This is a genomic window from Otoolea muris (genome assembly GCF_943193115.1).
Lineage (GTDB): Bacteria > Bacillota > Clostridia > Lachnospirales > Lachnospiraceae > Otoolea > Otoolea muris.
The window spans coordinates 89,243-98,815 of sequence record NZ_CALPCY010000014.1 but is presented as its reverse complement, the minus strand read 5'-3'; the positions used below and the strand labels follow the sequence as shown (position 1 = coordinate 98,815).

The 9,573-nt window shown below is 56.8% G+C and carries 7 protein-coding genes; 6 read left to right on the top strand and 1 reads right to left on the bottom strand.

Annotated elements, in window-relative coordinates; all coding sequences use genetic code 11:
• Positions 1–128 precede the first annotated feature (128 nt).
• From NFS31_RS10895 to holA, 6 genes are all read left to right on the top strand, one after another.
• On the top strand, positions 129–1,880 hold the full coding sequence (locus NFS31_RS10895; protein WP_251494755.1) for an ABC transporter ATP-binding protein: 1,752 nt from the start codon (positions 129–131) through the stop codon (positions 1,878–1,880).
• Positions 1,881–1,981: 101 nt separating this feature from the next.
• Entirely contained in the window at positions 1,982–2,842 is an 861-nt protein-coding gene (locus NFS31_RS10890) for a DegV family protein (RefSeq protein ID WP_251494752.1), read from the top strand.
• 9 nt (positions 2,843–2,851) lie between these two features.
• Positions 2,852–4,327, top strand: a complete 1,476-nt coding sequence (locus NFS31_RS10885) for a sensor histidine kinase (protein ID WP_251494750.1) — start codon at positions 2,852–2,854, stop codon at positions 4,325–4,327.
• A 17-nt stretch (positions 4,328–4,344) separates the two neighbouring features.
• On the top strand, positions 4,345–5,295 hold the full coding sequence (locus tag NFS31_RS10880; RefSeq protein ID WP_251494748.1) for a GerMN domain-containing protein: 951 nt from the start codon (positions 4,345–4,347) through the stop codon (positions 5,293–5,295).
• Positions 5,296–5,382: 87 nt separating this feature from the next.
• A complete protein-coding gene (locus NFS31_RS10875; protein WP_251494747.1) occupies positions 5,383–7,923 on the top strand; it encodes a DNA internalization-related competence protein ComEC/Rec2 in 2,541 nt (846 codons plus the stop codon).
• A 141-nt stretch (positions 7,924–8,064) separates the two neighbouring features.
• Positions 8,065–9,066: a DNA polymerase III subunit delta gene (gene holA, locus NFS31_RS10870; protein WP_251494745.1), complete on the top strand. Its 1,002-nt coding sequence runs from the start codon at positions 8,065–8,067 to the stop codon at positions 9,064–9,066.
• Here the strand turns inward: holA and NFS31_RS10865 are convergent.
• Positions 9,048–9,473 carry a helix-turn-helix transcriptional regulator gene (locus NFS31_RS10865; RefSeq protein ID WP_251494743.1) on the bottom strand — a complete coding sequence of 142 codons (426 nt, stop codon included), beginning with the start codon at positions 9,471–9,473 and terminating at the stop codon, positions 9,048–9,050. The genes holA and NFS31_RS10865 overlap by 19 nt on opposite strands.
• Positions 9,474–9,573 lie beyond the last annotated feature (100 nt).

The following is a 9,573-nucleotide window of genomic DNA, read 5'->3' as shown; positions in this document are numbered from 1 at the left end:
CCAGTTTTTCCCGCCCCGTGAACTGTAACCCCTAATTTATGAAAAGTTAGTGAAATCGCGCCCTGTATGTGATACAATACTTAAATGGACAAAAACCACCCCCAGCCATTTCACACAGGAGGAACACAATGAAGACAGGCGCGCTTTTAAAACGATTTATCCCATACTACAGGAAATATATATGGATTATGGCGCTGGATCTTTTTTGCGCGGCGCTCACCACGGTCTGCGAGCTGGTGCTGCCGATGATCCTGCGCTATATCACGAACGTGGGCATGCAGGATCTCTCTGCGCTCACTGTGCGCATGATTGTGAGTATCAGCGCCGTATACTTCATCCTGCGTGTGATAGACGGCATAGCGAGCTTCTATATGGCCTATAACGGCCACGTGATGGGGGCCTCGATCGAGACGGACATGCGGGAGGACGCGTTCGCGCACCTGCAGAAGCTCTCGGACAATTATTTCAATAATACCAAGGTCGGGCAGATCATGTCGCGCATCACGAGCGATCTGTTTGACGTGACGGAGTTTGCGCATCACTGCCCGGAGGAGTTCTTTATCGCATTTTTGAAGGCCGCCGTGGCCTTTGTGGTTCTTGCGCGGATCAATGTGCTTCTGACGGTGATCATATTCGTGCTGATTCCGGTGATGGCGATCTCGTGCTCGTATTTTAACCTCCAGGTGCGCAAGGCATTCCGCAACCAGCGCAACCATATCGGCGAGCTGAACGCCCGCATCGAGGACAGCCTTTTGGGGAATAAGGTGGTCCGCGCCTTTGCAAACGAAAAGGTGGAGCTTGGAAAATTCAGCCGGGACAACCAGGAATTTCTGCATATCAAGCGGCAGACGTATAAATACATGGCGGCATTTCAGAATACGATCCGTATGTTTGACGGACTGATGTATGTGGTGGTGATTCTGGCCGGCGGCCTGTTTATGATCAAAGGGCTCATTTTACCGGCGGATCTGGTGGCTTATACGATGTATGTGACCACGCTTCTGGCGACCATCCGGCGCATCATTGAATTTGCGGAGCAGTTCCAGCGGGGGATGACAGGGATTGAGCGCTTTACGGAGCTGATGGACGCGAATGTCGATATTTTCGATGAGGAGGACGCGCGCCCTCTGACAGACGTAAAGGGAGAGATCACATTCCGCCATGTATCGTTTGAATACCCGGACGACGGATCGCCTGTGCTGTCTGATATTGATCTGACGATCCGGCCGGGAGAGAAGGTCGCTCTGGTGGGGCCGTCCGGCGGCGGAAAGACGACGCTGTGCAGCTTGATCCCCCGCTTTTATGATCCCACGCGGGGGGAGATCCTGCTGGACGGGCAGAATATCAGGAAGGCGACGCTTGAGAGCCTGCGAAGCCGTATCGGCGTGGTCCAGCAGGATGTGTATCTGTTTTCCGGCAGCGTTTATGACAATATCGCTTATGGCCGTCCAGGCGCGTCGAAGGACGAGGTGATAGGGGCTGCAAAGCTTGCCGGCGCGCATGAATTTATTAAAGCTCTGAAAGATGGGTATGATACCTATGTAGGCGAGCGCGGCGTGAAGCTGTCAGGAGGGCAGAAGCAGCGGATCAGCATTGCAAGGGTATTTCTCAAAGAGCCGAAGGTGCTGCTGCTTGACGAGGCCACGGCGGCGTTGGATAATGAGAGCGAGCACGTGGTGTCAGAATCCCTTGATAAGCTGGCGGCGGGGCGGACGACGCTGACCATCGCCCACCGGCTGACGACCATCCGCGGGGCGGACCGGATCCTGGTGCTGTCCGGAAGCCGGATTGTCGAGGAGGGAAACCATGAAGCGCTGATGGAGAGAAGAGGCGTTTATTATCACCTGTACACCTCGTCCGGCGCAGCGGAACAGCCTTGAGCGGCCTGCCTGGGCAGAAGGGCGCGTAAGTTAAAAGAGTAAACGGTTCGCAGCGGTTCGGGTTTTCTGAACCGTGAGACGGCTATGATCTGGAGGAAGAAATGAAAATTGCGGTAGTGACAGACAGCAACAGCGGGATTACGCAGGCAGAGGGGAAGCGGCTGGGCATTTTTGTGCTTCCCATGCCGTTTATGATTGACGGGCAGGAGTATCTGGAGGATATTACGCTCACCCAGCCGGAATTTTATGAACGACTTTCCGGGGGCGGGGATATTGCCACCTCCCAGCCGTCGCCCGAGGCGATACTGGAGCTCTGGGATCAGATACTGGAGGAGTATGACGAGATTGTCCATATCCCGATGTCCAGCGGCTTATCCGGCTCCTGCCAGACAGCTTCCATGCTGGCGGAGGAGTATGACGGGCGCGTCTGGGTGGCGGATAACCACCGAATTTCCGTGACGCAGCGCCAGTCCGTGCTGGACGCGCTGATGATGGCGGATTCCGGCATGGGAGCGGCCGAAATCCGGGACAAGCTGGAGGAAAGCGGCATGGACGCCACGATCTACATCACGGTTGACACCCTGAAATATTTAAAAAAGGGAGGACGGATCACGCCCGCCGCCGCCGCGTTGGGAACGCTTCTGCGCATCAAGCCTGTCTTAAGCATCCAGGGGGAAAAGCTGGACGCGTTTGCAAAGGCGAGGACCATGAAGCAGGCGAAATCCATGATGATTGCCGCGATCCGGCATGACCTGGAGACGCGGTGGGGAGATACGGACGGCAGCCGCGTTCACTTAGAGATTGCGCACACGCAGAACGGGGAGGCGGCGATGGCCCTGAAAGAGGAGCTGGCCCTGCTGTTTCCGGGGGCGGATATCCATGTGGATCCGCTGTCCTTAAGCATTGCATGCCATATCGGCCCCGGTTCCCTGGCGATTGCCGCGGCGAAGCGGATGGAATAGAGGCGCGGCATGACAAAATGGAAATGGAATTTTACCCGCTCTGTGGGGATGCGCGCGCCGCTTTTGATCTGTATTCTGGTGCTGACGCTGCTCCCGCTCCTGGTGCAGGCGCGGTTTATGTCCGGTTTTTTCAGGAAGAGCCGGATCGAGGAGAGCATGATTGAGGCGCAGAATAAATGCCTGATGCTCGCGAACCGGATGCGCAGCTCCGATTATATTAACGGCGCGCTCAGCAATACGGGAAATCCGTCCCTGGACGCGGAGCTGAATGTGACAGCCGATCTGTTCAACGGGCGGATCGTGGTGATTGACAGCAGCTACCGCATTATCCGGGACACCTTTGAGGTGGCAAAGGGGCGGTTCTGTGTGGTGGAGGAGGTTTTAAAGGCGCTTGACGGCGAGTCGGGAAGCCGCCTTAATGAGGAAAAGGATTATTTTTATCTGACGCTGCCAATCTACGGAAAGGCGGACGCCCCGGGGGCAGGCGGTAAGAAGCCGGAGGGCGATCCGGTGGAAGGAGCGCTTCTTATGACGGCCTCAACGGAGAGCGTGGCCCTTTTGGTGGAAAATGTAAACCACAGGGCGGGATTTTTCCAGCTTCTTCTGGCCTGTCTTGTGGCCGCCGCCGATTTTTTCGCGGTGGCGCAGCTTCTAAAACCCTTTAAGCGCCTTTCCCAGCAGCTTGGCCTGGTGGCGGAGGGAAATCTGGATCAGGAGATTGAGGTCAATGATTATCTGGAGACGCGCGACATATCGGGCTCCGTGCGCGAGACGATCCGCCGGCTGAAAGATGTGGATCAGTCGAGGCAGGAATTCGTTTCCAATGTCTCCCATGAGCTGAAAACGCCCATCACATCGATCCGCGTCCTCGCCGACTCGCTGATGGCCATGGAGGACGCGCCGGTGGAGCTGTACCGGGAGTTTATGGTCGATATTTCGGATGAAATCGACCGGGAAAATAAGATCATCGACGATCTGCTGACGCTGGTTAAGATGGATAAATCGTCCCCGGATCTGAATATCAGCTCCGCCTCGGTCAATGCGCTGCTGGAACAGATCCTAAAGCGTGTCAGGCCCATTGCCAAAAAGCGCAATATCGAGCTGATCTATGAGAGCATCCGCGAAGTGACGGCGGATGTGGACGAGGTGAAGCTGTCCCTGGCGCTTACGAATCTGGTGGAGAATGCGGTCAAATATAACCATGAGGACGGCTGGGTGCGCGTCATTCTTGATGCAGATCATAAATTTTTCTATGTCAAAGTGATTGACAATGGCGTGGGCATTCCGGAGGAATTCCAGTCCAAGGTATTTGAACGGTTTTACCGGGTGGATAAGGCGCGCTCCAGGGAGACGGGCGGGACGGGCCTCGGGCTTTCGATCACGAAGAGCATTGTGATGCTGCACCAGGGCGCGATCAAGCTTCTGAGCAGGGAAGGCGACGGGACTACGTTTACGGTGCGTATTCCGTTAAACTACATTCCATAGGAAAAGAGGGACGGCGTTTGAAGCAGGAGAAGAGACAAAAGGGGAGAGCGGACATCCGTCCGGTATTGTGCGCGCTGTGTATCCTCATGGGCCTCCTTTTTTCGGCCTGTAAGGAAACGGGCGCGCAGGAGGAGCCGGCGGACGGGGTCTATCAGATTTATTACTTAAATTCCAACCGGACAAAACTGGCGGCGGCCAGCTACAAGACGCAGACAGACGATCCGGATCTTCTGCTGGGCGAGCTGGCGCAGCAGATTTTAAAGGCGCCGGATTACCCGGATTATCAGGCGATTCTGGGAGATCGGACAGCGCTTCTGGGGATCCAGAAGGAGGACAACATCCTTTATCTGAATTTTAACCGCGAATACAGCGCGGCTAAGCCCTCCAGGGAGATTCTCTGCAGGGCGGCGCTTGCCAAGACCTTTACCCAGATACCGGGCATTGACTATATCAGCATCAACTGTGACGGCCAGCCGCTGTGGGACAGCCACGGGAATCCGGTCGGAGCCTTTTCCGGATCGGATTTCGTGGAGAGCGTCTCGGATGTCAACTCCTTTGAGCGCGTGGAACTGAAGCTCTATTTCGCGAATGAGGCGGGGGACAGTCTCGTCCCTGAGACGCGGGAGCTGGTCCACAATATCAGCACTTCCATGGAAAAGCTGGTCGTGGAGCAGCTTCTGGCCGGCCCGCAGGGCGGCGCAGGGGCCGTTCTGCCAAAGGATACAAAGATCCTGAATGTGTCTCTGACGGACGGCGTGTGCTACGTCAACCTAGACGGCAGCTTCTTAAACGGCAACCCGGATATGGCGGAGTATATCCCGGTCTATGCGCTTGTGAATTCCCTGACCGAGCTGCAGACCGTGACAAAGGTGCAGATAACCGTGGCCGGATCGGCGGACGTTATGTACCGCAATGCGATATCCCTGGCGTCGCCGCTTGGGCGGGAGGAGAAATATATTCAGGATTAAGGAGGGAAAAGGAACATCAAACGGCCATTTTTGTGGATAACAGGGGCTTTTGTACTTGGAGAGGTCGCAGCGTACTGGTTCTGCAATATGGCAAATGGAAATACGGGGCGCATGGCGTCCGGCGTATTGCTGCCGGCTGTCTTTTATCTGCTCTGCATATGCAGAAAACAATGCGCGCCCGGACGGCTTCTTTTGGCCCTGTGTTTCGCGGCCGGGGCGCTGCGGATGGGCGCGGAGCTTCGGCCGAACCCTCTGGAGGCGCGCCTTGAGAGGGAGGGAGCCATACCCTACGCCAGGGCGGAAGGGCGGATTGTCCGCGTCTCAGAGAAAAACGGCTTTTGCAGCGTCCTTTTGTCGGACGCCACGGTTTATGCGGGCGGGCGGACATACAGGCAGAAGCGCCTGATGGTCAGCGCGCCGGAGGGCGGTTTTGAGGAATCGGCCCGCCTTAAGGCCATGGGAAAGCTGGAGCTTTATAAGGAAGCGCGCAATCCCGGCCAGTTTGACGCCCGCCTGTATTACCGCTCGCAGAAGATTTTCTGCGTTTTAAAGGCGCGGGAAGCAGAGGGGGAGGACGGGGAGGCGCCCCTGTTTTATCATCAGGCGCAGAGCTTTAAAAGGGCGGCGGGCCTTGCGGTGGAGGCCGTGTTCGGGCCAAAGGATCAGGGGATTTACCGCGCCGTCCTTCTGGGAGATCGGAGCATGCTGCCAGAGGAGGATGAGAAGCTTTTTGAAGACAGCGGGATTGCCCACATCCTGGCTGTAAGCGGCCTGCATGTATCCCTGATCGGCATGGGACTTTTCGGGCTTCTGCGCAAAGCCGGGGCGGGCTTTGCGGGGGCGGGGCTCTGCTCCGGCGCGGCGCTTGTATTCTACGCAGGAGTGACCGGGTTTGGCCCTTCCGTATACCGCGCAGTCTTTATGCTGCTCTGCTCGTTTGCGGCCATGCAGCTTGGGAGGACGTATGATCTGCTCTCGGCCATGGCGCTGTCGCTTTTGCTGCTTTCATGGGATTCGCCGCTTCTTCTGACAAGCGGGGGGCTCCAGCTCTCGTATGGGGCCGTGGCCGCCATCGGCCTTCGGGCGCAGTTGAAAAAGGACAGGGAGAAAGAGCTCCGGAGGGAAAAAGGGCCGGAAGAAGGGGAGAATGAAAAGAAGGGCGCGCCTTCCGGGAACGGGGCCCGGGGAAGCGCGGGGGCTCTCTTCGCCGGCCTGAAAGGCTCCCTGGGCGAATCTCTCGGCGTCAGCTTTGCGGTTCAGCTCGCGACGCTCCCGGCTCTTTTATACCACTTTTTTTCGTTCCCGCCATGGGGGATATTCCTGAATCTTCTGGTGCTGCCGCTCATGTCATATGCCGCCGCTTCCGGGATTCTGGCAGCGGGCCTGTGGATGCTTGGGGGACTTTTGGCGGATCTTTTTCCGGCGTTTCCGGGAGGGGTGTTTGCAGAGGCGCTGCGGTGGGCGGCCTGCGCATCGGCCGGGCCGGGGCATTACATCCTTGCGCTTTACCGCATGCTTTGCCGCGTATCGCTGTCCCTGCCGTTTTCATCCATTTTGGCCGGGCGGCCGGAGTGGTGGCAGACAGCGGTATATTACAGCGCCCTGGCATGGTATCTCGGGAACCGCGGCGGCCGGAAGCCGGGATCCCGGCTTAAACGGGGCGTCTGGGCCGCTCTGGCGGCGCTGTTTCTGTTCATACGCCCTGTGCGCGGGCTGGATATCTGGTTTATGGATGTGGGGCAGGGGGACGGCGTCCTGCTGCGCACGAATGATGCGGCTATTTTGTCAGACTGCGGGAGCAGCCAGGACAAATCCGTCGGGAAAAACCGTCTTGTCCCCTTCCTGAAAAGCCAGGGCGTGGGCCATCTTAATTTTATCCTTGTCAGCCACGGCGATGCGGATCACATGAATGGGATTATCTGGCTTTTGGAGGAGGAGACGGGCATCACGGCGGACTGCCTGGTTCTTCCCGCGGCGGGCCGGGGACAGGAGGTTTACGGGAAACTGGAGATGCTGGCGCGCGCGAAGGGGATGCAGGTGTATTATATGGCAAGAGGCGGGCGTATAAAGGCCGGGGAGCTTGTGCTTACATGCCTTCACCCGCAGGAGGAGACGCAGATCCCGCAGGAAACAGCGGACTGGACGGAGAATGCCGATCTGGCAATCCGGCGGTCCGGCTCCGAAAGCGGTACAAAGGACCGAAATGGCCACAGCCTTGTTTTTTCTGTGGAATACGGGAGCTTTCGGATGCTTCTGACCGGAGATATCGGCGCGGATGAGGAGAGGGGGCTTCTCAAAGCCGGGCTGGGAGGAGAAGACTCCAAAGGCGCCGTTTCCATTTTAAAGGCGGCGCATCACGGCTCCTCGGGCTCATCATGCGGGGAATTCTTAGAGGCGATCCGGCCGGCCGCGGCTATCCTCTCCTATGGGGAGGGGAATTCCTACGGCCATCCGGCGGGGGAGACGGTTAAACGGCTGGACAGGCAGGGGTGCAGTCTGTGGCATACCGCGCGGTCCGGGGCGATCCGGGCGCGGACAGATGGGAAGACGATGCGGATCAGCGGATGGCTGGCAGTTGGCAGGCGGCGCTTGAGCGGTTTTGTTGTTACAGTTCAGCCTCCCGGCTAAACTGCAATAAATGATGCACAGAAATTGTGTTTTCTGCAGAATATCGCGCTTGCAGCCTCGGGTTTTCTGTGACCTTCGCTCACAAAAAACACCTCGCGGAGTCGAAGGCTGAACTGTTACGTTTTGTTCAGGGAGATGAAGATGCAGACATTAAATGAGGATATAAAAACACGGCAGTTTAAACCCGCGTACCTTCTCTTCGGAGAGGAGGCATTTTTAAAACAAAGCTATAAAAGAAAGCTAAGGGAAGCCATAACGGGCGGGGATACGATGAATTACCATTCTTTCCAGGGAAAAGGGCTGGATGTAAAGGAGATCATAAGCCTTGGGGATACCATGCCGTTTTTCAGTGAGAAGCGCCTGATTCTGATAGAAGACAGCGGCTTTTTTAAAGCGGCGTCGGACGAGCTTGCCGCCTGGCTGCCGGCCATGCCCGGGACGACCTGCCTTTTATTTGTGGAGGAGGCGGTGGATAAGCGCGGTAAGCTTTATAAGCGGGTAAAAGAGCTGGGGTATGCGGCGGAGATGAAGCGGCAGGACAGCGCGCAGCTTGCGCGCTGGGCGGCCTCTATCCTGGCGAGAAACGGGCGGAAGGTGACAGGCGCGACAATGAATCTCTTTTTAGAGCGGACCGGGGACGATATGGAACAGATCTGGATGGAGCTGGAAAAGCTGATCTCGTATACCATGGGCTCGGATGTGGTCACGCCGGAGGATGTGAAGGCTATTACCAGCGTCCAGGTGAGCAGCCGTATCTTTGAGATGGTGAACGCCATGGTGGCGGGAAACACGAAGCAGGCCATGGGCCTGTTTCAGGATCTCCTGTCCCTGAAAGAGCCGCCGATGCGTGTTCTGTTTCTGATTGCCAGGCAGTTTAACCAGCTTCTGCAGGTAAAAGAGCTGACAGAGCAGAAAAAAGGGCGGGGCGAGATTGCGTCCCAGCTTAAGGTTCCCCCGTTTGTGGCGGGGAAGCTCTCAGCGCAGGCCGGCGCATTTTCAAAGAGGGAGCTTGTGGAGCTGGTAAATGAATGCGTGGAGGCAGAGGAGGCAGTGAAGACAGGGCGTATGGACGGAAGGCTTGCCGTGGAGCTTCTGCTGGTCGGGCGCGGGAAGGGACAGGCGTCCTATTCCAGGATCGGGTAATTCATGTCGTACAGCAGGTTATTTGCCTCGATCAGGGAGAGGCTGTGCTGAAGGGCAAATAAAATCACGCTGTCCCGCCCGAGCCGGGCATAGAGCGGGGCGTAGCCGGTGGCTTTTAAAAGCTGCTGCGTTTCCGCGTCAGAGAGCGGAAACGCAAAGCAGATGGCCAGGACTTTATCGCGGGACGGATTCTTTTTGCCGGCCAGGATGTCGTATACATAGCCGCGATCCAGGCCGGAGGGGCGGATCAGGCTGCTTTTTTTCATATGTCTCTCAAGGATCAGGCGGGCCAGGTAGTCGGAGAGGGGAACTGGCTGTATCAGATCGTCCGACGCGCCGTTAATATAGGAGGATGCGTTTGGCGAGCGTTTCAACAGCTCTAATAATTCGCCGGTTGTTTTTTTCATGCTCAAAAACCTCGTTTGAAGAATCTGTGTAAATGGAACAGTTCAGACAAGGCATCTTCTTGCCCGTCTAAACTGTTACGTTTCAATAGTATCATTTATC